Origin of the sequence: Pseudomonas palleroniana, assembly GCF_003031675.1 — a bacterium.
Lineage (GTDB): Bacteria > Pseudomonadota > Gammaproteobacteria > Pseudomonadales > Pseudomonadaceae > Aquipseudomonas > Aquipseudomonas palleroniana.
On sequence record NZ_PYWX01000061.1, the window covers coordinates 231,991 to 256,035 of the forward strand.

A 24,045-nucleotide genomic window follows, 5' to 3' on the forward strand; every position below is an offset into this window, starting at 1 on the left:
TTTCAGGTGCCGGGTAAGGCTGGCTTACATCATGCCGCCCATGCCACCCATGCCGCCCATGTCTGGCATACCGCCGCCAGCTGCGCCTTCTTTCTTCGGTGCATCAGCGATAGCCGCTTCGGTAGTCAGGATCAGACCGCCGATGGAGGATGCCGCTTGCAGCGCGGAACGGGTTACCTTGGTTGGGTCCAGGATGCCCATTTCGATCATGTCGCCGTATTCGCCAGTAGCAGCGTTGTAACCGTAGTTACCTTTGCCGTTCTTGACTTCGTTGACCACAACGCTCGGCTCGTCGCCGGAGTTGGCAGCGATCTGACGCATCGGAGCTTCAACAGCGCGACGCAGAACAGCGATACCGACATTCTGGTCAGCGTTGTCGCCGGTCAGGCCAGTCAGGGCTTCCAGCGCGCGGATCAGCGCAACGCCACCGCCAGGTACCACGCCTTCTTCGACGGCTGCGCGAGTTGCGTGCAGGGCGTCTTCAACGCGGGCTTTCTTCTCTTTCATTTCAACTTCGGAACCAGCGCCAACCTTGATTACTGCAACGCCGCCGGACAGCTTGGCCAGACGCTCTTGCAGTTTTTCACGGTCGTAGTCCGAGGAAGTTTCAGCAACCTGGGCACGGATCTGAGCAATACGGGACTCGATGTCGCCGTCAACGCCAGCACCGTCAACGATGATGGTGTTTTCCTTGGAGATGGTCACGCGCTTGGCGCTACCCAGGTTTTCCAGGGTGGCGCTTTCCAGGCTCAGGCCGATCTCTTCGGAGATAACGGTACCGCCGGTCAGGACGGCGATGTCCTGCAGCATGGCCTTGCGACGGTCGCCGAAGCCCGGTGCCTTGACGGCTGCGACTTTGACGATGCCACGCATGTTGTTCACAACCAGCGTCGCCAGGGCTTCGCCTTCAACGTCTTCGGAAATGATCAGCAGTGGGCGGCCGGCTTTGGCAACGGCTTCCAGCACTGGCAGCATTTCGCGGATGTTGGAGATCTTCTTGTCGACCAGCAGGATCAGCGGGCTGTCCAGCTCGGCAACCATGGTGTCCGGCTTGTTGACGAAGTACGGGGACAGGTAGCCACGGTCGAACTGCATGCCTTCTACAACCGACAGTTCGTTTTCCAGGCCGGTGCCTTCTTCAACGGTGATCACGCCTTCTTTACCGACTTTTTCCATGGCTTCGGCAATGATGTCGCCGATGGAGCTGTCGGAGTTGGCGGAGATGGTACCTACCTGAGCGATAGCCTTGGAGTCAGCGCAAGGCTTGGACAGGTTCTTCAGCTCTTTGACGATGGCGATGGTCGCCTTGTCGATACCGCGCTTCAGGTCCATCGGGTTCATGCCGGCAGCGACGGCTTTCAGGCCTTCGTTGACGATCGACTGAGCCAGAACGGTGGCGGTGGTGGTGCCGTCGCCTGCGTCATCGTTGGCACGGGAGGCAACGTCTTTGACCAGCTGCGCGCCCATGTTTTCGAAACGGTCTTCCAGTTCGATTTCTTTGGCGACGGAAACGCCGTCCTTGGTGATGGTCGGAGCGCCGAAGCTCTTCTCGATGATCACGTTACGGCCTTTCGGGCCCAGGGTCGCTTTTACCGCGTCAGCCAGGACGTTGACACCGGTGAGCATTTTCTTGCGGGCGGAATCGCCGAATTTAACTTCTTTAGCAGCCATGATCGATATTCCTTAAATTCTTTGGAGTAACGGAAAAATGAGCGGGGAAATCAGCCTTCCAGTACGGCAAGAATCTCGTTCTCAGCCATCACCAGCAGGTCTTCGCCGTCAACTTTCACAGTGTTGCTACCGGAGTAAGGGCCGAAAACAACCTTGTCACCGACTTTAACGGCCAGCGCACGTACTTCACCGTTTTCCAGAGTCTTGCCTGGGCCCGCAGCGACGATTACACCGTGGTTGGCTTTTTCAGCAGCCGAACCTGGCAGAACGATACCGCCAGCGGTTTTCTTTTCTTCTTCGCTGCGACGGATTACGACGCGGTCGTGCAGAGGACGAAGCTTCATTGTCGATCTCTCCTAATTGTGTTTTTCATCGGCCGGTATCAATTCCGGCGGGTTAAATTCCGGCGGAGCCGGTCGCGGTTCGCAAAGCAAACCGCTGAAGTCTGTCTGGTGTCGCCACCAGAAACCTTGCGGTGACCGTTACATAAGGGCGCCTGGGCTTATTACAAGGGGCCATGAATGAAATTTTTTGTGTCTACGGTCGGGTAAAAGCAACACGGCACCCGAAGGTGCCGTGCCGATAAAGCGCTTATTTGGAGTCGCGGTGTTCGAACTCGCCTTCGATCACGTCACCTTCACGCCCCAGGGGCTGGCGCGGAGCCGGACCGCCACGGGGTTGCAGGTCATCGGCGAAGGCACGCTGGCGAATCGCAGCCTCTTCGGCGCGCTGGCGCATCTTGCCGGCCAGCAGCTTGCGGGTGAACGGCAGCAGCATGACCAGGCCGACCACGTCGCTGACAAAGCCCGGCAGGATCAACAGGCCACCGGCCAGGGCCATCATCAAGCCTTCGAGCATGGTCTGGGCCGGCAACTCGCCGCGATTCAGGCTTTCACGGGCACGCAGGGCCGTAGCCAGGCCCGCGACGCGCAGTACCAGGACGCCGAGCATCGAGCCGGCAATAATCAGCAACAACGCCGGGAAAAACCCGATTGCGCTGCTGACTTGAACGAATACGAACAGCTCCAGCACCGGGAACAGCAGAAAGAGCAATAAAAAAGGGCGCATCAAATGGTTCCTCAACGCAAGAATGCCTTGCTAGTCCACCTTAGATGACGTCGCCATTTCGTGAATTCAAGCGCCGGCCGCTGCTTTTTTCGGCCAGACCTCGGCGTGAGCCAATGAAACCAAGGCCTCGCGCACTTGTGTCGGAGTATTACAAGGCTCGGCAAACGGCAACCAATGCAACGCTTGGCCGATGCGCAGGTGCATGCCTTCACTATCGATACCGACCAATTGCGCAGGCTCGGACGTCGGCAAACCGGCCAGGTCGACGTAATGGGCAATCGCCTTGGTGTGATCGCTGTTCATGTGCTCGATCATGCTGCGCTCAGCCTTGCCCGCGAAGGGGTTGGCCAGGGTCAACTGGTCGACCCAGTGAATCGCGCCAAAACCACCGATATAACGGTGGCGTACCGGCTTGAGTACCCAGAAATCAAAATCATGGGCCTTGTGGTAGTTGGCCGATTCGGGGAAGTAGCGGTAATAACGTTCGGCCGCCGCGTCGATCGCCGCCTGATCGTCCAGTTGCTCGGCTTCGGCCAGGTAGGTCAGGCGCCCGACGGCCTGCACGTCATCGGCCTCGCGCTCACCCACCAGCAGCGAGCATTTCGGGTCCTTGTGCAGGTTATGGGTGTGCTGGGCGATGCGGCTGATCAGGATCAGCGGGCGGCCCTGCTCGTCCAGGCAATAAGGCACGACCGAACCGAAAGGGAAGCCGGGCATGGCTTTGGACAGTGTGGAGAGAGCCCCACGGTATTCCTTGAGCAACAGCTCTCGGGCGTTCTTGGCAACGTGCGCGCTCAACGTATGACTCCTCGGGTATTCGGTCGCCCATGGCACATGGGAATGGATCTCAACACAAGGTAATCAATATCCGCGCAGGTTGCCAGCGCCGCCCCGGCAGCTTTTGCCGTGTGGGTTACCAGGCCACGCCAAAGCCCGCGGTGTAGCGCGTCTTGCTCAAGCTGCTTTCCGAATCGCCACTGATAATGTCGCGCTCGGCCTTGAGATTGAGCGAAGCCCACTCGGTGACTTTGTAGCGCAGGCCCATTTGCGCATCCACGGAGTATTCGGACGGCCCGGCCAGCGGCTTGCCCAATTCACCGCTGGTGAAGAACTCAACGGTCTTGCCCACCAAGTAGCGGTTGTAGTTCCACTTCATGGCCAGGGAGTAGAAGTTGTCCTTGCCGCCGTCGGCATATTCGTAATCGGTACGGTTGACCAGGGAGCCGAGGGAGAATGCACCCAGCTCATCATCCCAGAACTGGTAGCCGGGGCCGGTACCCACGGTGCGTTGCCGCGCCAGGTCTTCCACCTTGTCGCGCTTGTAGGTAAGGCGGCCCTGCCAGAACCAATGTTCGGTGATGAAGCGGTCCAGGTCATATTCCAGGGCCCAGTTGTCGGTGGTGGTGACGTCGTCCTGGAACTCGCGGTTGTACTCACCCTTCCCGGTATGACGCCACTGGCCGTGCCGGGCGGTGGTCTTGAAGTCAATGTCGTAATCGTTAGTGTCTTTGTCGGCACGCTTGTAGTCCAGCGCCAGGTCGACATTGCCCTTCCACACCAGGTCCTCGATCACCGGCTTGGGTTTGATGATCTGCTGGATGCTCGCCAGGTCCACGGTCTTGGGCGCTTCACCGTTGGCCAGGACCACCTTTCCATCGTCTGCGGCCTTCAGCGACTTGGCTTTCTCACCGGTATAGGCGTCCTGCTTGACCAGCAATTCCTGATCGCTCTCCAGGGTTTTCACCTGCTTCCAGTCCACCGGGATCGAGCCGGCGTAGTCTGTCTGGATCAGCAATTTGCCGCCGTCGAAGACTTTGATCTTGCCGGTCAGCCGGTCGCCGTTCTTCAACCACACGGTGTCGGCGAGCAAAGGGGTGGAGGCGCTTAAAACAGCAAGGCACAGCAGGGTTCTGGACAACATAAGCAGATTCGGGGCTCGAGGTTGGCGAAAAAAGGGCGCTATCGTGTTAGATAGCTACGACTGACTCAAGGATTTATATTGAGTTCAATTCTCATCGCCATGTTTACAGACGTTTCTTACAAATACGCGAAGATCTCAACGGATATATCCACAGTGAATCCACCTGCCGATACGCCACAAAGCCCCGCCGAGATGCGCCGTACCGCGCTGTACCTGACGCTGGCGCAAGTCCCGCAAGGTTGTGTCGTGAGTTACGGCGAATTGGCGCGCCTGGCCGGCCTGGGTCGGGCGGCACGCTGGGTGGGGCGCACCCTCAGCCAACTGCCCGAAGACACTCGACTGCCCTGGCATCGCGTGCTGGGCGCCGGTGGTCGGATAAGTCTGCCGGTGGGCAGTGCTTCAGGTGACGAACAACGTGCGCGTTTACGCAGCGAAGGTGTCAGCATCCTGAACAATCGCGTTGATATTCAGCGTCATGGCTGGCGCCCGGTAGAGCACAGCGGTTAGAGTGCGCGCTTTGTTTCCGCAAATCTGAGGCAGATTCCAGCCCATGCCCCGTAAAACCTGGCGCGCCGCGCTCGCCGCCTATGCCAGCCCTTCGACGTTGGTGCTGTTGTTGCTCGGCTTCGCCGCCGGCTTGCCTTACATGTTGGTGTTCTCGACGCTTTCCGTATGGCTGCGCGAGGCCGGTGTGGCCCGCGAGACCATCGGTTATGCGAGCCTGATCGGCTTGGCCTACGCCTTTAAATGGGTCTGGTCACCGCTGCTCGACCAATGGCGCCTGCCGCTCCTCGGAAAACTGGGGCGCCGCCGTTCGTGGCTGGTGCTTGCCCAGTCGCTGGTGATCCTCGGATTGATTGGCATGGGGTTCTGCGACCCGCAAAAACACCTGTCCTGGTTGATCGCCATTGCGGTGATCGTGGCCTTCGCCTCGGCCACCCAGGACATCGCCGTAGATGCCTATCGCCTGGAAATCGCCGACGACAGCCGCCAGGCCGCACTGGCCGCCAGCTACATGTCCGGTTATCGCATTGCGGCGTTGCTGGCCACAGCCGGCGCGCTGTTTTTTGCCGAAGGTTTCGGCTCTACCGGCTTCAACTATAAGCATTCGGCCTGGACCGGCACCTATGTCATGTTCGGCGTGCTGATGATCCCGGCACTCCTGACCACCTTGTTCATGCGCGAACCCGATGTGCCGCTGCGTACCCAACTGCAGGCCGGCCGCTACAGCTTCTCGCACCAACTGGTCTCGGTATTCGTCTTGATCGTGCTGCTGGTGTCGGTCCCGGCGATGTTCACCCAGCTGTACAACACCGATTTCGCCAGCGTGTTGTTCCACGGCGTCACCCTGTGGGAGCTGTTGATGGAAGATCGCGCCTTCCTGCGTGCCATCCTCTATATCCTGCTCACCACCCTGTGCCTGTCGACCATGGGCCGCCGCGGCCTGGCGCCGGTGCTGACACCGGTCAACGACTTTATCCTGCGCTACCGTTGGCAGGCGTTGCTGCTGCTCGGGCTGATCGCGACCTATCGCATGTCCGACACCGTGATGGGCGTGATGGCCAACGTGTTCTATATCGACCAGGGCTTCACCAAGGACCAGATTGCCGGGGTCAGCAAGATCTTCGGCCTGATCATGACCCTGCTCGGCGCCGGCATGGGCGGCCTGCTGATTGTGCGTTTCGGTATCTTGCCGATCCTGTTTATCGGCGGCGCGGCTTCGGCTGCGACCAACCTGCTGTTCGTGATGCTGGCCGATATGGGCCCGGACCTGCAGATGCTGATCTTCACCATTTCCCTGGATAACTTCAGCTCGGGCCTGGCCACTTCGGCGTTTGTCGCCTATCTGTCGAGCCTGACCAACCTCAAGTTCTCCGCCACCCAATATGCGCTGCTCAGTTCGATCATGCTGTTGCTGCCGCGCCTGATTGGCGGGTACTCCGGCGTGATGGTGGAGAAGTTCGGTTATCACAACTTCTTTATCATCACCTGCCTGTTGGGTGTACCGACGTTGTTCCTGATTGCGTTGCACTGGTTTCAGGAAAGTCGACGGGCGCGGTTGAGTCCTCCAGTAGAAGACTGACAAGCACTCCGTGGCGAGGGCGCTTGCCCCCGGTGGGGTGCGCAGCGCCCTCAAAAAAAAGCGGGCGACTGCTGCGCAGTCGAACGGGAGCAAGCTCCCTCACTACAGACAGCCCTTTATTCTGATACCTGTACGGCGGCGGCTCACGCCCGTACAATCCCAAGTCATTTCAAGTCCAAGCAACCGACAACGGCCTACCATGCGTACCAGTCAATATTTGCTCGCCACACAGAAAGAAACGCCTTCCGACGCGGTTGTGATCAGCCATCAGTTGATGCTGCGCGCCGGCATGATCCGCAAACTGGCCTCCGGCCTGTATACCTGGCTGCCCATGGGCTTGAAGGTGATGCGCAAGGTCGAAGCCATCGTTCGTGAAGAAATGAACGCCGCCGGGTCTCTGGAAGTGTTGATGCCGAGCACCCAACCGGCTGAGCTGTGGCAGGAATCCGGGCGCTGGGAAGAGTATGGCCCTGAGTTGCTGCGCTTCAAGGATCGCCATGGTCGCGACTTCTGCGCCGGCCCGACCCACGAAGAAGTGATCACCGACCTGATGCGCAACGAGCTGAGCAGCTACAAGCAGCTGCCGCTGAACCTGTATCAGATCCAGACCAAATTCCGTGACGAAATCCGCCCACGCTTCGGTTTGATGCGCGGCCGCGAATTCATCATGAAGGACGCCTATTCGTTCCACGCCGACCAGGCGTCCCTGCAGGTCACCTACGACCGCATGCACACGGCCTATTGCAACGTGTTCACGCGCCTGGGCCTGAAGTTCCGCCCGGTCGAAGCCGACAACGGCTCCATCGGCGGTGCCGGCTCCCATGAGTTCCATGTGCTGGCCGAGTCCGGCGAAGACGATATCGTATTCAGCAACGGTTCGGACTACGCGGCAAACATCGAGAAAGCCGAAGCCGTGCCACGCGAAACCTCGCGCCCGGCACCGACTGAAGAACTGCGCCTGGTGGACACCCCGGACACCAAGACCATCGCGGCCCTGGTGGAAAAATTCAATCTGCCGATTGAAAAGACCATCAAGACCCTGATCGTGCGCGCCGAAGAAGAAGGCAAGCTGATTGCGCTGGTGATCCGTGGTGACCACGAACTCAACGAAATCAAGGCGGCCCAGCAACCTGGCGTCGCCAGCCCACTGGTCATGGCCACCGATGCCGAACTGCGCGACGCGATTGGCGCCGGCGCCGGCTCGCTCGGCCCGCTGAACCTGCCGCTGCCGATCATCATCGACCGCTCGGTCGAGCTGATGAGCGACTTCGGTATTGGCGCGAACATCGACGACAAGCACTACTTTGGCGTGAACTGGGAACGTGACCTGCCGGTTCCGACCGTGGCTGACCTGCGCAACGTTGTTGCCGGCGACCCAAGCCCGGACGGCAAGGGCACCCTGGAAATCAAGCGCGGCATCGAAGTCGGGCACATCTTCCAGCTGGGCAACAAGTACAGCAAGGCGATGAAGTGCGAAGTACTGGGCGAGAACGGTAAGCCGATCACCCTGGAAATGGGCTGCTACGGCATTGGCGTTTCGCGCGTGGTGGCCGCTGCCATCGAGCAGAACAACGACGAGAAAGGCATCATCTGGAGTGACGCCCTTGCGCCGTTCCAGATCGCCCTGGTGCCGCTGCGTTATGAAACCGAGCAAGTACGCGAAGCCACCGACAAGCTGTACGCCGAACTGACGGCGGCCGGCTTCGAAGTGCTGCTGGATGACCGGGACAAGAAGACCAGCCCGGGCATCAAGTTCGCCGACATGGAGCTGATTGGCATCCCACACCGGATCGTGGTTAGTGACCGCGGCCTGGCTGATGGCAATCTGGAATACAAGAGCCGGACCGAAGCCGAAGCCCAACCGTTGCCGGTGGCTGACGTGCTGTCTTTCCTTCAGGCGCGTATTCGTCGCTGAAAACCAGATCAAGAGAAGTCATGTTCAAGCGAAACACCAGAGCCCTGGGGGGCGCCGCCTTGTGCGGTGCCCTGCTGGTCAGCGGCTGTGCCAACCATATGTCGCAGCGCAGTGAGCACGAGGAGCGGATCGAGCGCAAGTTGCTCGACCACAGCCTGCAGATCGATGTAGGCGAGCCCAAAGTGCTGGAACTGCCGCAACGCCGGGTTCGGATTCACGAGCAAAAGACCTTTGAGGTCACCGAATTCGAAGTGACCCGCCGTTACGATCGCTATACCCCCTATCAACCCTGGCGCAAGGTCTACGAGATGCCTTTGGGCGCGGTAGCCCTGGTGGCGGGCGCGGGAGCCAACGTGGCGAACATCTTCGCCCTCGGCAACCTGCCCACCAGCATGACCCGCGACTGGCTGAGCTACGGCGTGGACGGCATCAACCCGTTCATGAACGTGCAATCCCATGGCCGTGCGCAACAGAACCTGGCGGGTATCGATGAAGTCCAGCGCGACAAGCGCCTGGAATATTCGAGCCTGCCCTGGAGCGAACGCCCGGTACAAGTCACCGCCGGCAAGCAAACCCATGAATTGACCACCGACCGCAACGGCGTCTTGCGCCTGAACCTGTTGGACAGTCCGTTTGCCGAGCAAGACCTGAACCGGATCAGCACCCTGAAAATCAGCGTCGAAGATGGCCAGGACGACGTGCACTCAGACTCCACCTTGGCGATCAGCAGCACTCTGCGCAGCAAGTTGCTCGAAGCCCATGGCCTGATTTACGACGACCTGGAAGACGACGAAGTCAACCAGTGGGTGCATCGCGTCAAGCGTCTGTCAGAGCTGGGCCTGGAAGAAGAAGCCAGTGAGCTGGAGCAAAGCCTGATCGAGCTGACCCGCAATGATCCTGAATTGCAGCAGGAATTCCTGCAGGCACTGACCAAGGATGCGGGGCGACTTGTCGCAGATCCTGGGACTCGCTGATATTCCTGGGCCAATGTAGATCCAAATGTGGGAGGGGGCTTGCTCCCGAGAGCAGTGTGTCAGCTATGCATAAGCTAACTGATAGACCGCAATCGGGAGCAAGCCCCCTTCCACATGCTGCTCCCGGTGTTTACCAGGAGAACTCTAATTGCTCGTTGCCACCGCTCAAGTCCAGTAAGCGCACACCTATACCGAGCAAGCGCACCGGTTTCCCACCCCGATTGAACGCCTGCGTCAGCAGCTGTTGATAACTCTCCAGATCCCGCCCTGCCCCCGCCTGCTCCAAGGTCGTCTGGGTAAAGTCATGAAATTTCACCTTAACGAACGGCTTGCCTGCACGGTAGCTGCTGTCGATGCGCGCCATGCGCCCGGCCAGGGTTTCCATCAGCTCAGGGAGTTTTGCCAGACAACTTGAGAGATCCGGCAGGTCCACATCGTAGGTATTTTCCACACTGATGGATTGCCGACGGCTGTCGTTGTGTACCACGCGGTCATCGATCCCACGCGCAAGGCTCCAAAGCCGCTCACCAAAACTGCCGAATTCGCGCACCAGCGCCAGCTTGTTCCACTCGCGTAGTTGCAGGCAGTCCTCAATGCCCAGGCGCGCCAATTTGTCGGCCGTCACCTTGCCCACACCATGCAACTTGTTTACCCGCAACTGGGAAACAAAATCTTCGACCTGGTCTGGGGTGATCACAAACAGACCGTTGGGCTTCTTCCAATCGCTGGCGATCTTCGCCAGAAACTTGTTCGGCGCTACGCCGGCCGACACAGTGATGTGCAATTGGTTGGAGACGCGGCGACGAATGTCCTGGGCTATACGTGTGGCGCTGCCGCCAAAATGCGGGCTGTCGGAGACGTCCAGGTAGGCTTCGTCCAGCGACAGCGGTTCGATCAGGTCGGTGTAGTCACGAAAGATCGCCTGGATTTCCTTCGACGCTTCCTTATAGGCATCCATACGCGGCTTGACGATGGTCAGGTCGGGGCACAATTTCAGGGCGTGGCGTGACGACATCGCGGAACGCACCCCGTACGCCCGAGCTTCATAGTTACAGGTAGCGATCACGCCCCGGCGATCGGCGGAGCCCCCCACGGCCAGGGGCTTTTGGGCCAGGCTCGGGTCGTCACGCATCTCAATGGCGGCGTAGAAGCAATCACAGTCGATGTGGATGATTTTGCGCTGCGTCATATAAACGGGGGTGTGGCCCAACGGGTGGTCAGTATCGCATTCGTTACTGTATATAGCACCAGTAGTTTGAAACTTCCGTTTGAGCGGTAGGAAATCTCACAAAGGAATTTATTTTCTCAATCGAATCCAGCGCCCCAATAGAGCTGAAAGCCTCGGCCAGACTGGCCCCGCGCCCATCCAGAGCTGACTTTTCAGAGCTAACCGATTGAACCACAAGCGCTTTTTTTAGAATCACGGGTTGACACGGTGACATTCCTCTGTAGAATGCCGACCCACAGACGCGGGATGGAGCAGTCTGGTAGCTCGTCGGGCTCATAACCCGAAGGTCGTCGGTTCAAATCCGGCTCCCGCAACCAAACATCAAGAAAGGCTACTCGAAAGAGTGGCCTTTTTTGTGCGTGCTGATTTTTCCTTCTCAATCCCGCATGAACTTCACTACGCGCTGCCAGGGCAAAACGCCTCCCCTGTAGTGAGCGGGCTTGCCCCGCGCTGGGTGGCGCAGCCGCCCCAACAAGGACGCCGCGCGATTTCAGAAAGACCGAGGTGGCTGGATCTAGGGCGGCTGCGCCACCCAGCGCGGGGCAAGCCCGCTCACTACAAAGCGTTTTCAATCGCGGACTTAGGCCAGCCCGAGCGGCTGATTCACACTTATTTGACTCATTAGCCCATTAACGGTTGACACCTCGTCGCTGGACTGTAGAATGCCGCCCACAGACGCGGGATGGAGCAGCCTGGTAGCTCGTCGGGCTCATAACCCGAAGGTCGTCGGTTCAAATCCGGCTCCCGCAACCAAATATCAAGAAAGGCCACTCGAAAGAGTGGCCTTTTTTGTATCCTGTGAAAAAGTTCTTCTGAAACAATGGCATGGCATCTTTCATGAAACCGTACACGGTTTGCAGAGTCCATGTCATTGCAAGCTATGCTCAGTACTCAAGCAAGACCCTCTACGACCAATGGCCGCAGTCGCCGCTCCCGGCGATACGCGTTAATATTTGTAATTATTTTGTCCATAGGGATTGGTAACTTGGCTCGATACCTCCATCCTGTCGCGCACGATCCACGAGGTGATTGATGCGCGCCAACTCGTCTGAACCACAAGACACCGTCACAGCAGAACAACCGATCCCACCCACCCGCTTGCGCTGGATAGATCTGTTGAGCAAGTACCGCCAACCCATCGGGCTGGCCGTCACCCTGTTGCTGTTCGCAATCGCCCTGATCGCCTGCCGACACCTGTTGCTGGAACTGGACCTGTACGCCCTCCACGACTCGATCTTGGAAGTGCCAAAGCCGGCGCTGCTGGGTGCGTTTGCCGCAGCGGTCGCCGGCTTTATCATTCTATTGGGCTATGAATTTTCCGGCGCACGCTATGCCGGCGTGACACTGCCCGCCAAAACCCTGGCCATGGGCGGCTTCACCGCCTTTGCCATCGGCAATGCCATTGGCCTGTCGATGCTCTCGGGCGGATCGGTGCGCTATCGTTTATATGCCCGCCACGGTATCGGGGCCACTGAAGTCGCCCACATGACCGTGTTCGCCAGCCTGGCCCTGGGCACCGCCCTGCCACCGCTGGCCGCATTGGCCACGCTGAGCAACTTGCCGGCGGCGTCCACCTACCTGCATTTGCCGCAAAGCTTGCTGGGCGGTATTGCTGGCGCGGTACTGGTGCTGTCGGCGGTGCTGTGCATCGGCATTTATCGCCGCCGCCTGCCCGAACAGCCTTACCCGGACAATCTGCTGGTCAAGGCCGGGCGTCGTACCTTGCGCCTGCCAGGCCGTCGCCTGACCTTCCTGCAATTGATCATTACCGCATTGGACGTCGCCGCTGCCGCGACCGTCCTTTATATGCTGTTGCCGGAAGCTCCGCCGTTTGGCCCGTTCCTGCTGGTGTACCTGCTGGCCCTGGCCGCAGGCGTGCTCAGCCATGTACCGGGTGGTGTCGGCGTGTTCGAAGCCATCCTGCTGGCCGCGTTCGCCGACAAACTCGGCGCGGCACCGCTGGCGGCAGCCTTGCTCTTGTACCGCATGATCTACGTGGTACTGCCGCTGTTGATCGCCTGTATCTTCCTGCTGGTCAACGAAGCCCAACGCCTGTTCCAGACCCAGCAGAGCCTGCGGGTGGCATCCGGTCTCGCGGCTCCCGTACTGGCCGTACTGGTTTTTTTGTCCGGCGTGGTCCTGCTGTTTTCCGGCGCAACCCCGGAAATCGACTCACGCCTGGAAAACATCGGCTTCCTGATTCCCCACCGTCTGATTGACGCCTCGCACTTTGGTGCCAGCCTGATCGGCGTACTGTGCCTGCTGCTCGCCCAGGGCTTGCGCCGACGCTTGTCCGCCGCCTGGATGCTGACCATGGTGCTGCTGTTGACCGGCGCCCTGCTCTCTCTGCTCAAAGGCTTCGACTGGGAAGAAGCCAGCCTGATGATCATGACCGCCGTGCTGCTGGCGATCTTCCGTCGTTCGTTCTACCGCGCCAGCCGCTTGACCGAACTGCCGTTCTCGCCGCTGTACCTGGTGGCCAGCGTGTGCGTGCTGGGGGCCTCGATCTGGCTGCTGCTGTTCGCCTATCAAGACGTGCCTTACAGCCACCAGCTGTGGTGGCAATTCACCCTGGATGCCAACGCCCCACGCGGCCTGCGCTCGCTGCTGGGCGCGGCGGTGCTGCTGGTGATCGTCTCACTGACCTGGTTGCTGCGTACCGCACGCCCGATCATTCACTTGCCGACACCGGATGAACTGGAACGCGCCACCAGGATCCTGATGGCCTCCTCCCAGCCCGACGGCGGCCTGGCGCTGACCGGCGACAAGGCGTTGCTGTTCCACCCCAACGACGAAGCCTTCCTGATGTACGCCCGTCGCGGACGCAGCCTGGTGGCCTTGTATGATCCGATCGGGCCGACCCAGCCGCGCGCCGAAATGATCTGGCAGTTCCGCGACCTGTGCGACATCCATCATGCCCGCCCGGTGTTCTATCAGGTACGTGCCGAGAACCTGCCGTACTACATGGATATCGGCCTCACCGCGATCAAGCTGGGCGAAGAGGCCCGCGTCGACCTGAAACGCTTTGACCTGGAAGCCAAGGGCAAAGAGATGAAGGACCTGCGCTACACCTGGAACCGTGGCACCCGGGACGGCTTGTCCCTGGAGATCTTCGATCAGGGCCAGGCCCCGATGGATGAACTCAAAGTCATCTCCGATGCCTGGCTGACCGGCAAGAACGTACGGGAAAAAGGCTTCTCCCTGGGACGCTTCAGCGACGACTACCTCAAGCACTTCAGAATTGCGATCGTCCGCTTCGAAGGGCGCCCGGTGGCCTTCGCCAACCTGCTCGAGACTTACAACCACGACCTGGCCAGCCTCGACCTGATGCGCGCCCACCCCGACGCGCCCAAGCTGACCATGGAATTCATGATGGTTGGCCTGATTCAACACTATAAGAACCATGACTACGCCCGCTTCAGCCTCGGCATGGTGCCCTTGTCAGGCTTGCAACCACGCCGCGGTGCCCCGCTGACCCAGCGTCTGGGTTCGATGGTGTTCCGTCGTGGCGAGCAACTGTATAACTTCCAAGGTTTGCGCCGCTTCAAAGACAAGTTCCAGCCCGACTGGGAACCCCGTTACATGGCCGTGCCCGCAGGACTTGATCCGCTGGTGGCACTGGCCGATACCGCCGCCCTGATTGCAGGCGGCTTGACTGGATTGGTGAAACGCTGATGATTCGACGCTCCTGGCGGTATGTATTGGCCATCGTAGTGCTGCTCGTCCTGATTGCAGGCGGTGGCTATTGGTACTGGAACCGCCCTGCCCCGCAACCGATCCTGGAACAATTGCCTCAGGCCGATGGTTCGGTGATGACCCGCGTAACCCCCAACGGCACACCGAAAGCCCGCGTGGCGGTGGCCGTACTGGCCGATGAAGTCCTGAGCGACAGCCAGCTGATTGCCCTGAGCCAGGGCGGCAAGGCACAAATCGTTCAGGTCATCCTGCCAAAGGGCGACTGCACGTTGCAGGAACAAGCGCTGCAAAGCGCTCTGGGCCAGCTTAAAGGCCCGGCGACCCTGGTCAGCGGTATCGGCCCGGGTGCGGCACTGGCATGGCGCTGGCTCGCCACACAGAACGATGACAAGGCCAACGCCATCTCCGTCGGTTTCGCTTTAGTGCAGGAAGGTTGCAAGGACCCGCTGCCGAAAACCGCCGCCCATGGCAACTGGCTGGTGGCCTGGAACGACAACCCCGACGACGAGAGCGCCAGTTTCGTACGTGATACCCCGCGCGCGACCACCAGCATCAGCGACTACGACATTCACTACCCACAAGTGCTGAACAACGAACTGCGCAAGCAACTGGTGGGTTCGGACAACGGCGGCCTGGCGATTCCCGTGGTTGAAGTGCCGGCCGGCCAAGCCAAGGACACCGTCACCCTGTTCCTCTCCGGTGATGGCGGCTGGCGCGACCTGGACCGCGACGTAGCCGGTGAAATGGCCAAGATCGGCTACCCGGTGGTCGGTATCGACACCCTGCGCTACTACTGGCAGCACAAGACCCCTGAGCAAAGCGCCAAGGACCTCACCGAACTGATGCAACACTACCGGCAGAAGTGGGGCACCAAGCGCTTCGTACTGACCGGCTACTCGTTCGGTGCCGATGTGCTGCCTGCCATCTATAACCGCATGCCGGAAAACGAACAGCAACGCGTTGACGCGATCATCCTGCTGGCCTTCGCACGTACCGGCAGCTTTGAAATCGAAGTGGAAGGCTGGCTGGGCAACGCGGGCAAAGAAGCCGCTACCGGCCCGGAAATGGCCAAGCTGCCGGCTGACAAAGTGGTGTGCATCTACGGCGCCGAAGAAGTCGACGAGAGCGGCTGCACCGACAAGACTGCCGTGGGCGAAGCCGTGAAGCTGCCAGGCGGGCATCACTTTGATGAGAACTACCCGGCACTGGCCAAGCGCCTGGTGGATATCATCGTGAAGCACCAGGCCAAGGACAAAACCGAGTAACTTCTTTACACCCAACAAACTGTGGGAGGGGGCTTGCTCCCGATAGCGGCAAGTCAGTCACATCATCGTTGACTGACATACCGTAATCGGGAGCAAGCCCCCTCCCACAGTTGTTTTTGGGGGGCTCGGATCTAGCGCGGTTCTATGTGTGCAATCATCAACTGCACAGTTTCATTGCCTCGAAACTCGTTCACATCCAGCTTGTAGGCCAACTCAACCCAACGCACGCTCGGGTTCGGCCAGACCTCTCGGTCCACACCAAACGCAATGCCATCAAGCTTCACCGACCCACATTCGCTCTTGAGCACTACTTTCAGGTGCCGCTCACCGACCACACGCTGCTCCACCAACTGGAACACCCCGTGAAACAACGGCTCCGGGAAGTGTTGCCCCCAAGGCCCGGCATGTCGCAGTGCGCGTGCCAGCTCCAGATGAAATTCTTCCACCGCCAGCGTGCCGTCAGACAGCAGGCGCCCCGTAAGGTCTTCTTCACGCAGTTGCCGACGTACTTCAGCATCAAACGCTTGGGCAAACAGTGGGAAATTCGCCTCGGGCAACGTCAGGCCAGCCGCCATGGCGTGGCCGCCGTATTTGGTGATCAGGTTGGGATGCTGGCTCGCCACGACGGCCAAGGCATCACGGATATGAAAACCCTGTACGGAGCGCCCAGAGCCCTTGAGCAGCCCATCACCGGCATCGGCAAAAGCGATGGTCGGGCGGAAATAGCGTTCTTTCATGCGTGACGCCAGAATGCCGATGACCCCCTGGTGCCACTCCGGGTCGAACAGACACAAGCCATAAGGCATCGACTCCACCGGCAAGTCCTTGAGCTGAGCCAGCGCCTCGCGCTGCATGCCTTGCTCAATGGATTTGCGGTCCTGGTTCATGCCATCGAGTTGCGCAGCCATTTCCCGTGCCGCGGCAAAGTCGCTCGTGAGCAGGCACTCAATGCCCAGGCTCATGTCATCCAGGCGCCCGGCAGCGTTGAGCCGTGGCCCCAGGATAAAACCGAGGTCGGTGGACGTAATGCGCGCGTGATCACGCTTGGCGACTTCGAGGATCGCCTTGATCCCCGGCCGGGCGCGACCGGCACGGATACGCTCCAACCCCTGATGCACCAGGATGCGATTATTGGCATCCAACGGCACCACGTCGGCGACACTGCCCAGGGCCACGAGGTCGAGCAATTCACCGATATTCGGTTGCGGCTGGCTGTCGTACCAGCCCAGGCTGCGCAAACGGGCGCGCAGGGCCATCAATACGTAAAAGATCACCCCTACGCCGGCCAGCGCCTTGCTGGGAAACTCGCAGCCCGGCTGGTTCGGGTTGACGATGGCATCCGCCGCCGGCAACTCATCCCCGGGCAAGTGGTGGTCAGTGACCAGCACCTTCAAACCCGCCGCCTTCGCCGCCGCCACACCTTCGACGCTGGAAATGCCGTTGTCCACGGTAATCAGCAACTGCGGCTGACGCTGCAGCGCCACTTGGACAATTTCCGGGGTCAAACCGTACCCATACTCGAATCGGTTCGGCACCAGGTAATCCACATGGGCCGCCCCCAGCAGACGCAGGCCCAGGGTGCCCACGGTGCTGGCCGTGGCGCCGTCGGCATCGAAGTCACCGACGATCAGGATGCGCTGGCGCTGCTCCAGGGCCGTCACCAACAGGTCTACCGCCGCGTCGATGCCCTTGAGCTGCTGGTAGGGAATCAACCGCGCCAGGCTCTTGTCCAGCTCGGCTTGCGACTGCACCCCGCGTGCGGCGTACAGACGGGTCAACAACGGTGGCAAGTCACCGAGAAACGGCAGGACAGCAGGCAACGGGCGAGGATCGATACGCATGGGACGCTTGGAAAATCTCTTTGGGTAAATGAGGAACTGGCTGGCTTGTTTTCAACCGCGCTCGCCGGCGAGCCATTGCAATTGCACTTCGTGCTGCCCACGGTCGTCGGTGACGAACATCGTGCCTTCGCTGATCATCACGTCCCACTTGATAACGCGGGGCATGTCCTTGGCCAGGGTCTCGAGGACGTCCTGCGGCACGGCCGCGATATTTACGTTCTTCAGGTTGTTCGCCACCGGGACCACCTTGCCTTCCCACACACGCAGGCTGCCATAGGCCAAAAGGCTGGTGCGCTCGGTACGGCGTGAACACCAGGTCAGGCGGTCGGCGTCGGGTTGGCCGACTTCTATCCAGTGCAGAACACGGTCATCCAGACTTTTTTCCCACAGGGCCGGCTCGTCTACATCTGACAGACCGCGGCCAAACGTCAACTGTTCGTTGTACCAGAGGGCATAGGCCAGCAGGCGTACAGTCATGCGTTCTTCGGTTTCCGAAGGGTGGCGGGCAATGGTCTGCTTGACGTTTTCGTACACCGAACGGTCAAGGTCGGTGAGGTTGAGTTCGAATTTGTAGGTCGTGGACGGCTGGGCCATGAACGGGCTTCTAGTAGACTGGGAAAGGTTGCCAGTCTACCCGATGCGAGGGGCATTCAACGAATACTGCGCTGCATCATCCTTATCCGTGCGCCGCTCGCCTATGTTAAAAGGCATCACACCACCGTCCTGAGCAGACAAGGAACCTCATGTCGTTTAATGCCAAACCACTCGCCGGCCTGAAAGTCATCGAATTGGGCACCCTGATCGCCGGCCCGTTTGCGTCGCGTATCTGTGCCGAATTTGGTGCAGAGGTCATCAAGGTCGAATCTCCGGACGGCGGCGACCCGCTGCGCAAATGGCGCAAGCTGTATGAAGGCACCTCGTTGTGGTGGTTTGTGCAGGCGCGCAACAAGCAGTCACTGACGCTGAACCTCAAGCATCCGGACGGCCTGGCGATCCTCAAGCAGCTGTTGGCGGACGCCGACATCCTGATCGAAAACTTCCGCCCCGGCGTCCTGGAGAAACTCGGCCTCAATTGGGAAACCCTGCACGCACTGAACCCAAAACTGGTGATGGTGCGTCTGTCCGGCTTCGGCCAGACAGGGCCGATGAAGGACCAGCCGGGGTTCGGCGCGGTGGGTGAGTCCATGGGCGGCTTGCGCTACATCACCGGCTTCGAAGATCGTCCGCCGGTGCGTACCGGGATTTCCATCGGTGATTCGATTGCCGCGTTGTGGGCGGTCATCGGCGCGTTGATGGCGTTGCGTCATCGGGAGGTCAACGGTGGCCTGGGGCAGGTGGTGGACGTGGCGTTGTACGAGGCCATTTTCGCGATGATGGAAAGCATGATTCCGGAGTTCGACGTGTTCGGGTTCATCCGCGAGCGCACCGGCAACATCATGCCGGGCATCACACCCTCCTCGATCCATACCAGTGCCGATGGCAAGCACGTGCAGATCGGCGCCAATGGCGATGCGATCTTTAAACGTTTCATGGCCGCCATTGGCCGTGAGGACTTGGCCAACGATCCGCAACTGGCCGGCAACGATGGGCGCGACAGCCGTCGTGATGAGCTCTACGGCGTGATTGATCGCTGGGTCAATTCGCTGCCGCTGGCTCAAGTGATAGAGGTCCTGAACCAAGCCGAGGTGCCCGCCAGTCGCATCTACAGCGCTGAAGACATGCTGGGCGACCCACAATTTCTGGCCCGCGAGATGTTCCTCAAGGCACAGCTGCCGGACGGCAAGGACTTCAAGATGCCGGGGATCGTGCCCAAGCTCTCGGACACACCGGGCAGTTGTGAATGGGTCGGGCCGCAGCTGGGCGAGCACAACAACACCGTGCTCAATAAGCTGGGCTACGACGCCGCTGCCATTACCCGTCTACGTGAGGATGGCGCGATCTGATGACTCGCCGCGCCCTGCGCAGGTTCATGCACGCGTGCCTGGCCAGCGTGATAACCCTCGGCTGGCCCCTGTCGGCCAGCGCCGAAGACACACTGACTTGGCTGCTGCGCGACCTGCCGCCACTGACTATCTTCGAAGGACCGCAAAAAGATCATGGGGCACTGGACCACCTGATACCGATGCTTGAAGCGCAGCTGCCGGAATATCACCATCAGGTGCTGCACGTGAATCGTGCCCGCGGCATGCAGATGCTGCGTAACCCATCATTGACCTGCGACCCCTCAGTGCTGTGGACCCAGGAGCGAGCAGCGTACGTGGCCTTTTCCGAACAGGCATTCGTGGTACTCAGCAATGGGGTGATGATCCGTCGCAGCCAGCGGGAAGCGATGGCACCGTTTATCGTCGATGGGAAGTTTGACCTGCAGGCATTCCTGCAAACCCCCGACGCCCGCCTTGGGGCCATCGCTGAGCGCAGCTACGGACCGGCGATCGATGAGCGTCTCAAGCAAACCGATTCGCACAAGCTCGCCCTGCATTACGGTAATGACGCCCTGGGCAGCCTGCTGCAAATGCAACGCCTGGGCCGGTTGGAAGCCGTGCTTGGTTACTGGACGGAAATCCGCTACCAGGCCACACGACAGGGCATAGCCCCTGATGACCTGATGTTCCTTGCGATAAAAGGCGCTGCGCCTTACCAACGCATCTACATCGGATGTTCGGACACCGTCGAGGGGCGCCGGGCCATCGCGCGGATCAATCAGGCACTGGAAGGCCTGCCACAGGCCGATGCGCAGAACGCCTATGCGCTATGGCTCGACCCGCACATGCGCGAGCGGTATTTGAAGGACAACCCGCACTTTTTCCAGGTTTCGCCGCTGCCCTGACAAATTTCAGGCAAAAAGAAACCCCGAGCAGTGGGGAGACAACTCGGGGTTAAACGTGGCCTACAAAGACCAGTACAGCAAGCCACAAACACCGGAGCACAATGTTTGCTCTTGCTGTTAAAAAATCTGACCGAGCTTGCTGTGGGAAGTTTCCACAGATGAACAATTCTTCATGCGCAGGCGGTGCTGCGGGTCTGGGCAGCGTTGCGCAAGGCCGCGATCACCGACGGCTCCAGGCGCCCCTCAGCAATCTTCAGGTCACGCAGCAGGCAATCCACAACGTCCACCAGGACGCGCTTATCGGTCAATTGTGCGCGATCGACTTCACGCTCCACCACGATGGCGCCGGCAGGGTTCTTCACAGTGACCAGGCACTCGTCCTGCACACCCGCGGTGGTCAACGTAACCTGATAAGGGCTCAGTGCTTCTTCGAGCAATAGGCTGATACTTTCCATCTCGATCACCACTCAATAGTTCGGGAACAATCGTTTCAACGGGAGCTGCATCTATCCTAAGTGACTGGTTGTGACGTAGGAAAGTTCGCTTTTTCGTCTTTATGGGGCCGTTAGGGTGTGACTTGGACCAGCATGCGCTTGCAACATGACAACGAAAAAACGGACGTACCTAAGCGCTTACGCACGGGTGGCTATTTCCCGGGGTTTCCGAAGACGCCAGAAACAAAAAACGCCGCTGACCCAGGGAAGGGAAAGCGGCGTTTTTGCCTACGCGGTTTGCCTTACAGCGGCTTACCGCGGTTGCCATGCTGGCTGACAAACGCCTGCACTGCCTTCAGGTCGTTGGCCAACACCGTGCAACGCTCTTCACGCTCGAACAGGTCAGTCAGGTGCGCCGGCAGTTCCAGCGCCTTGCCCACCCCGGCCTTCTCCACCGCTTCCGGGAATTTTACCGGGTGAGCAGTGCCGAGGATCACCATCGGGATGTCCAGGCTGCGACGGCATTCACGGGCGGCCTTCACGCCGATGGCGGTGTGCGGGTCAAGCAGTTCGCCAGTCTGGGCATAGACTTCAGCGATGGTTTCGCAGGTCTGCGCATCGTCCACGGCCAGGGAGTCGAACAGTTTGCGGGTCTCGGTCCAGCGCTCTTGCTCAACGCTGAAACCACCACCGCTTTTGAAGTTGTCCATCAAGCCGGCAATGGCTGCGCCGTTGCGCCCGTGCATGTCGAACAGCAGGCGTTCGAAGTTCGACGACACCATGATGTCCATGGAAGGCGACAAGGTGGCGTGCAGGGTTTCCTTGACGTACTGGTTGCCGCTCATGAAGCGGTGCAGGATGTCGTTGCGATTGGTGGCAACGATCAACTGGTTGATCGGCAAGCCCATATTGCGCGCCAGGTAACCGGCGAAGATATCGCCGAAGTTGCCGGTTGGCACTGAGAACGACACCGAACGCGCCGGCCCGCCCAACTGCAGCGAGGCGTGGAAGTAGTAGACGATCTGGGCCATGATGCGCGCCCAGTTGATCGAGTTCACTGCCACCAAGCGGGTGCCTTTCAGGAAGCTCTGGTCGGCGAAGCTGTTCTTGACCATTTCCTGGCAGTCATCGAAATTGCCTTCGATGGCGATGTTATGGATGTTGTCACCCAAAATACTGGTCATCTGGCGACGCTGCACCTCCGACACGCGCTTGTGCGGGTGCAGGATGAAGATGTCGACGTTTTCGCAGTGCTTGCATCCCTCGATAGCCGCCGAGCCGGTATCACCGGAGGTCGCGCCGATAATCACCACACGCTCGCCGCGCTTCTCCAGCACGTAGTCGAGCAGGCGACCCAGCAATTGCAAGGCGAAGTCCTTGAACGCCAGGGTCGGGCCGTGGAACAGCTCGAGTACCCACTCGTTGCCGTTCAGTTGACGCAATGGCGCGATGGCGTTGTGGGAAAACACACCGTACGTCTCTTCCAGGATCTTCTTGAAATCCGCGTCCGGAATGCTGCCGGTAACGAACGGGCGCATCACCCGGAACGCCAGTTCGTGGTACGGCAGGCCGGCCCACGAAGCGATTTCTTCCTGGGTGAAACGTGGCAGGTTTTCCGGCACGTACAGGCCGCCGTCAGTGGCAAGGCCCGCCAGCAAAACGTCTTCGAAATTCAGGGCCGGTGCCTGGCCGCGGGTGCTGATATAACGCATGACTGGCTCCTCTAAAACATTCTCGAACAGAGGCCGCCGCACACACGGGGCCTCTGGATCAAATCGGTTAGCTCAAATGTTCGACACGAATGCGTACCACCGGGCCGACCACGCCCTGCAGGGCTTCCAGCGCGGTGATGGCATCGTTGATATGCTGCTCGAGCACGCGATGGGTCAGCAGGATCATCGGCACCTGGCCGTTCTGTTCCTCGACTTCCTTCTGCATGATCGACTCGATGTTGATACCGCGCTCCGACAGGATGCTCGCCACCTGGGCCAATACGCCCGGGTGATCCTTGGCCTGGATGCGCAGATAGTAGGCACTTTCGCAAGCCTCGATCGGCAGGATCGGGTGGGCCGACAGCGAATCCGGCTGGAAGGCCAGGTGCGGTACACGGTTTTCCGGGTCGCTGGTCATGGCGCGAACCACGTCCACCAGGTCGGCGATCACCGACGAAGCGGTCGGCTCCATGCCGGCGCCAGCGCCGTAGAACAGGGTCGAGCCCGCCGCGTCACCGTTGACCATCACCGCGTTCATCACGCCATTGACGTTAGCGATCAGGCGATCGGCCGGGATCAGGGTGGGGTGTACACGCAACTCGATACCGGCCGCAGTGCTGCGCGCCACGCCCAGGTGCTTGATGCGGTAGCCCAGGGCTTCGGCGTAGTTCACGTCGGCGGTGGTCAGCTTGGTGATCCCCTCGGTGTAGGCTTTGTCGAACTGCAGCGGGATACCAAAGGCGATGGACGCCAGGATGGTCAGCTTGTGGGCGGCGTCGATACCTTCGACGTCGAACGTCGGGTCGGCCTCGGCATAACCCAGGGCCTGGGCTTCGGCCAGCACGTCTTCGAAGGTACGGCCCTTCTCGCGCATTTCGGTGAGGATGAAGTTGCCGGTGCCGTTGATGATGCCGGCCACCCAGTTGATACGGTTGGCGGAAAGGCCCTCACGGATCGCCTTGATCACCGGGATACCGCCCGCCACGGCAGCTTCGAACGCAACGATCACGCCCTTCTCGCGGGCCTTGGCGAAGATTTCGTTGCCGTGTACGGCTATCAGCGCCTTGTTGGCGGTGACCACGTGCTTGCCATTCTCGATGGCCTTGAGCACCAGCTCACGCGCCACGGTGTAGCCGCCGACCAGTTCGATGACGATATCGATTTCAGGGTTGGTGGCCACTTCGAAGACATCGTTGGTAATCGCGATACCGGTCGTTTGGAACTGAGGCTTTGGCGAACGCGTGGCAATTTGCGCCACTTCAATCCCACGCCCTGCGCGGCGGGAAATTTCTTCGGCGTTACGCTGAAGTACGTTGAAGGTACCGCCACCGACGGTCCCTAACCCACAGATGCCTACTTTGACCGGTTTCACTGAAGAACTCCCCATGAAACGGCCGACGCTAGGTCGGC

General features: G+C 60.0%; 19 protein-coding genes and 2 tRNA genes. 10 read left to right on the plus strand and 11 right to left on the minus strand.

Annotated elements, in window-relative coordinates; genetic code table 11:
- Window positions 1–24 precede the first annotated feature (24 nt).
- The 5 genes from groL to C9383_RS21025 form a co-directional block, all read right to left on the minus strand.
- On the minus strand, window positions 25–1,671 hold the full coding sequence (gene groL / locus C9383_RS21005; protein ID WP_060754252.1) for a chaperonin GroEL: 1,647 nt from the start codon (window positions 1,669–1,671) through the stop codon (window positions 25–27).
- Window positions 1,672–1,721: 50 nt separating this feature from the next.
- Window positions 1,722–2,015 carry a co-chaperone GroES gene (locus tag C9383_RS21010; protein ID WP_003227685.1) on the minus strand — a complete coding sequence of 98 codons (294 nt, stop codon included), beginning with the start codon at window positions 2,013–2,015 and terminating at the stop codon, window positions 1,722–1,724.
- A gap of 247 nt (window positions 2,016–2,262) precedes the next feature.
- Window positions 2,263–2,739, minus strand: a complete 477-nt coding sequence (locus C9383_RS21015) for an FxsA family protein (RefSeq protein ID WP_060754254.1) — start codon at window positions 2,737–2,739, stop codon at window positions 2,263–2,265.
- Between the two features lie 66 nt (window positions 2,740–2,805).
- Window positions 2,806–3,537, minus strand: a complete 732-nt coding sequence (locus tag C9383_RS21020) for a HugZ family pyridoxamine 5'-phosphate oxidase (protein ID WP_090368793.1) — start codon at window positions 3,535–3,537, stop codon at window positions 2,806–2,808.
- 115 nt (window positions 3,538–3,652) lie between these two features.
- A complete protein-coding gene (locus C9383_RS21025) occupies window positions 3,653–4,660 on the minus strand; it encodes a DUF481 domain-containing protein (RefSeq protein ID WP_090368791.1) in 1,008 nt (335 codons plus the stop codon).
- Window positions 4,661–4,852: 192 nt separating this feature from the next.
- On the opposite strand from C9383_RS21025, the gene C9383_RS21030 reads away from it, so the two are divergent.
- The 4 genes from C9383_RS21030 to C9383_RS21045 all read left to right on the plus strand — a co-directional run bounded on the left by C9383_RS21030 (window position 4,853) and on the right by C9383_RS21045 (window position 9,632).
- Window positions 4,853–5,167, plus strand: coding sequence for an MGMT family protein (locus C9383_RS21030; RefSeq protein WP_232965689.1), 315 nt, complete (start codon window positions 4,853–4,855; stop codon window positions 5,165–5,167).
- A gap of 43 nt (window positions 5,168–5,210) precedes the next feature.
- Window positions 5,211–6,743, plus strand: coding sequence for an AmpG family muropeptide MFS transporter (locus tag C9383_RS21035; protein WP_060754258.1), 1,533 nt, complete (start codon window positions 5,211–5,213; stop codon window positions 6,741–6,743).
- A gap of 199 nt (window positions 6,744–6,942) precedes the next feature.
- Window positions 6,943–8,658, plus strand: coding sequence for a proline--tRNA ligase (locus tag C9383_RS21040; RefSeq protein WP_090368787.1), 1,716 nt, complete (start codon window positions 6,943–6,945; stop codon window positions 8,656–8,658).
- Window positions 8,659–8,678: 20 nt separating this feature from the next.
- Complete coding sequence (locus tag C9383_RS21045) at window positions 8,679–9,632, plus strand: hypothetical protein (protein WP_060754260.1); 954 nt, start codon at window positions 8,679–8,681, stop codon at window positions 9,630–9,632.
- Window positions 9,633–9,762: 130 nt separating this feature from the next.
- On the opposite strand, the gene dinB is transcribed toward C9383_RS21045, so the two are convergent.
- A complete protein-coding gene (gene dinB / locus C9383_RS21050; protein ID WP_090368785.1) occupies window positions 9,763–10,821 on the minus strand; it encodes a DNA polymerase IV in 1,059 nt (352 codons plus the stop codon).
- A gap of 279 nt (window positions 10,822–11,100) precedes the next feature.
- Here dinB and C9383_RS21055 point away from each other — a divergent pair.
- From C9383_RS21055 to C9383_RS21070, 4 genes are all read left to right on the plus strand, one after another.
- A tRNA-Met gene (locus C9383_RS21055) sits at window positions 11,101–11,177 on the plus strand.
- 359 nt (window positions 11,178–11,536) lie between these two features.
- Window positions 11,537–11,613: transfer RNA gene (locus tag C9383_RS21060), tRNA-Met, on the plus strand.
- A 279-nt stretch (window positions 11,614–11,892) separates the two neighbouring features.
- Window positions 11,893–14,535 carry a bifunctional lysylphosphatidylglycerol flippase/synthetase MprF gene (gene mprF / locus C9383_RS21065; RefSeq protein WP_090368783.1) on the plus strand — a complete coding sequence of 881 codons (2,643 nt, stop codon included), beginning with the start codon at window positions 11,893–11,895 and terminating at the stop codon, window positions 14,533–14,535.
- Window positions 14,535–15,821 carry a virulence factor family protein gene (locus tag C9383_RS21070; RefSeq protein WP_060754263.1) on the plus strand — a complete coding sequence of 429 codons (1,287 nt, stop codon included), beginning with the start codon at window positions 14,535–14,537 and terminating at the stop codon, window positions 15,819–15,821. The genes mprF and C9383_RS21070 overlap by 1 nt, the downstream gene beginning before the upstream one ends.
- Window positions 15,822–15,952: 131 nt before the next feature.
- Here the strand turns inward: C9383_RS21070 and recJ are convergent, their stop codons facing one another.
- Both recJ and C9383_RS21080 read right to left on the minus strand, forming a co-directional pair.
- A complete protein-coding gene (gene recJ, locus C9383_RS21075) occupies window positions 15,953–17,662 on the minus strand; it encodes a single-stranded-DNA-specific exonuclease RecJ (RefSeq protein ID WP_060754264.1) in 1,710 nt (569 codons plus the stop codon).
- A gap of 51 nt (window positions 17,663–17,713) precedes the next feature.
- The gene (locus C9383_RS21080) at window positions 17,714–18,256 is read right to left on the minus strand and encodes a YaeQ family protein (protein ID WP_090368781.1); all 543 of its coding nucleotides are present in this window, start codon (window positions 18,254–18,256) and stop codon (window positions 17,714–17,716) included.
- A gap of 149 nt (window positions 18,257–18,405) precedes the next feature.
- On the opposite strand from C9383_RS21080, the gene C9383_RS21085 reads away from it, so the two are divergent.
- Both C9383_RS21085 and C9383_RS21090 read left to right on the plus strand, forming a co-directional pair.
- A complete protein-coding gene (locus tag C9383_RS21085; protein WP_090368779.1) occupies window positions 18,406–19,605 on the plus strand; it encodes a CaiB/BaiF CoA transferase family protein in 1,200 nt (399 codons plus the stop codon).
- Window positions 19,605–20,489 (plus strand): TIGR02285 family protein, encoded by an 885-nt coding sequence (locus C9383_RS21090; RefSeq protein ID WP_090368777.1) that lies wholly within the window; start codon window positions 19,605–19,607, stop codon window positions 20,487–20,489. The genes C9383_RS21085 and C9383_RS21090 overlap by 1 nt, the downstream gene beginning before the upstream one ends.
- Window positions 20,490–20,659: 170 nt before the next feature.
- On the opposite strand, the gene C9383_RS21095 is transcribed toward C9383_RS21090, so the two are convergent.
- The 3 genes from C9383_RS21095 to C9383_RS21105 all read right to left on the minus strand — a co-directional run bounded on the left by C9383_RS21095 (window position 20,660) and on the right by C9383_RS21105 (window position 24,007).
- Complete coding sequence (locus C9383_RS21095; RefSeq protein ID WP_060754268.1) at window positions 20,660–20,944, minus strand: DUF3509 domain-containing protein; 285 nt, start codon at window positions 20,942–20,944, stop codon at window positions 20,660–20,662.
- Between the two features lie 281 nt (window positions 20,945–21,225).
- Complete coding sequence (thrC, locus tag C9383_RS21100) at window positions 21,226–22,635, minus strand: threonine synthase (RefSeq protein ID WP_090368774.1); 1,410 nt, start codon at window positions 22,633–22,635, stop codon at window positions 21,226–21,228.
- Between the two features lie 67 nt (window positions 22,636–22,702).
- Window positions 22,703–24,007: a homoserine dehydrogenase gene (locus tag C9383_RS21105; protein WP_060754270.1), complete on the minus strand. Its 1,305-nt coding sequence runs from the start codon at window positions 24,005–24,007 to the stop codon at window positions 22,703–22,705.
- Window positions 24,008–24,045 lie beyond the last annotated feature (38 nt).

What these genes read in the sequence shown, in the direction of transcription:
- groL (WP_060754252.1), bottom strand. Translation starts at nt 1,671, where the DNA reads ATGGCTGCTAAAGAAGTTAAATTCGGCGATTCCGCCCGCAAGAAAATG.
- C9383_RS21010 (WP_003227685.1), bottom strand. Translation starts at nt 2,015, where the DNA reads ATGAAGCTTCGTCCTCTGCACGACCGCGTCGTAATCCGTCGCAGCGAA.
- C9383_RS21015 (WP_060754254.1), bottom strand. Translation starts at nt 2,739, where the DNA reads ATGCGCCCTTTTTTATTGCTCTTTCTGCTGTTCCCGGTGCTGGAGCTG.
- C9383_RS21025 (WP_090368791.1), bottom strand. Translation starts at nt 4,660, where the DNA reads ATGTTGTCCAGAACCCTGCTGTGCCTTGCTGTTTTAAGCGCCTCCACC.
- C9383_RS21030 (WP_232965689.1), top strand. Translation starts at nt 4,853, where the DNA reads ATGCGCCGTACCGCGCTGTACCTGACGCTGGCGCAAGTCCCGCAAGGT.
- C9383_RS21035 (WP_060754258.1), top strand. Translation starts at nt 5,211, where the DNA reads ATGCCCCGTAAAACCTGGCGCGCCGCGCTCGCCGCCTATGCCAGCCCT.
- C9383_RS21040 (WP_090368787.1), top strand. Translation starts at nt 6,943, where the DNA reads ATGCGTACCAGTCAATATTTGCTCGCCACACAGAAAGAAACGCCTTCC.
- C9383_RS21045 (WP_060754260.1), top strand. Translation starts at nt 8,679, where the DNA reads ATGTTCAAGCGAAACACCAGAGCCCTGGGGGGCGCCGCCTTGTGCGGT.
- dinB (WP_090368785.1), bottom strand. Translation starts at nt 10,821, where the DNA reads ATGACGCAGCGCAAAATCATCCACATCGACTGTGATTGCTTCTACGCC.
- mprF (WP_090368783.1), top strand. Translation starts at nt 11,893, where the DNA reads ATGCGCGCCAACTCGTCTGAACCACAAGACACCGTCACAGCAGAACAA.
- C9383_RS21070 (WP_060754263.1), top strand. Translation starts at nt 14,535, where the DNA reads ATGATTCGACGCTCCTGGCGGTATGTATTGGCCATCGTAGTGCTGCTC.
- recJ (WP_060754264.1), bottom strand. Translation starts at nt 17,662, where the DNA reads ATGCGTATCGATCCTCGCCCGTTGCCTGCTGTCCTGCCGTTTCTCGGT.
- C9383_RS21080 (WP_090368781.1), bottom strand. Translation starts at nt 18,256, where the DNA reads ATGGCCCAGCCGTCCACGACCTACAAATTCGAACTCAACCTCACCGAC.
- C9383_RS21085 (WP_090368779.1), top strand. Translation starts at nt 18,406, where the DNA reads ATGTCGTTTAATGCCAAACCACTCGCCGGCCTGAAAGTCATCGAATTG.
- C9383_RS21090 (WP_090368777.1), top strand. Translation starts at nt 19,605, where the DNA reads ATGACTCGCCGCGCCCTGCGCAGGTTCATGCACGCGTGCCTGGCCAGC.
- C9383_RS21095 (WP_060754268.1), bottom strand. Translation starts at nt 20,944, where the DNA reads ATGGAAAGTATCAGCCTATTGCTCGAAGAAGCACTGAGCCCTTATCAG.
- thrC (WP_090368774.1), bottom strand. Translation starts at nt 22,635, where the DNA reads ATGCGTTATATCAGCACCCGCGGCCAGGCACCGGCCCTGAATTTCGAA.